This is a genomic window from Bacillus sp. LR--39, from assembly GCF_053613335.1.
In genome coordinates, this window is sequence record NZ_JBSIOT010001092.1 from 1 (window position 1) to 634 (window position 634).

1 protein-coding gene and 1 pseudogene are annotated in these 634 nt (G+C 48.1%); one reads left to right on the forward strand and one right to left on the reverse strand.

The genetic code is table 11. From position 1 onward, the window contains the following. A pseudogene (locus ACWHAR_RS28640) lies at positions 1–357 on the reverse strand (amino acid transporter); the annotation flags it as partial. Between ACWHAR_RS28640 and ACWHAR_RS28645 the strand changes: the two are divergent. Next, positions 268–634, forward strand: a 367-nt coding sequence (locus tag ACWHAR_RS28645) for a GntR family transcriptional regulator (protein WP_452088644.1), incomplete at its 3' end; no start/stop codon positions are given. The pseudogene ACWHAR_RS28640 and the gene ACWHAR_RS28645 sit on opposite strands and share 90 nt — an antisense overlap.

Sequence of the window (634 nt, forward strand, 5' to 3'; positions counted from 1 at the left end):
GGTATCGCAGACTGAAGCACTGATGACAGCTGGGAGAGCCCGCCAAATATGCTTTTGCCACGCGCCTTGCTGAAAAATAAACACATTCTGCACTCCCAGCGCCAAAATTAAGCCAAACGCGAGCACAATTCCGTGAATGATTGCATTCATGCTGAAAAAGCTCCTTTCACATTTTTTTTCAATCATAAGAGAGATTGTCACTAAAGTCTCCAGCCATTTGGTTGGGTTAGAAACCAGCCAAATGTATAATGTGTAAAAAAGGGGGGCATGACCTTGTCGCAATGGCAGCCAAGCCGAAAGTCGGATATTCCGCTGCATCGGCAGATCGAACAATATATGAAAGACAAGATTCTTCACGGAGAGTGGGCTGTAGGGACGAAAATCCCCTCACAGAGAACGCTGGCCGACATGTTTCAAGTCAACCGCAGCACAGTCACAGCAGCTATAGATGAACTCACGTCTCAAGGCTTGTTAGAGGGAAGAAGAGGCGGCGGTACGAAGGTTGTAAACAGTACTTGGAGCGTGCTGGCGGCTGAGCCACCGCTTGATTGGAGCGATTACGTCCGTTCGGGCATTCATCGCGCCAATTCTTCCATCATTCAAGCTATTAATCAGAACGAACCAAGAGCGGATA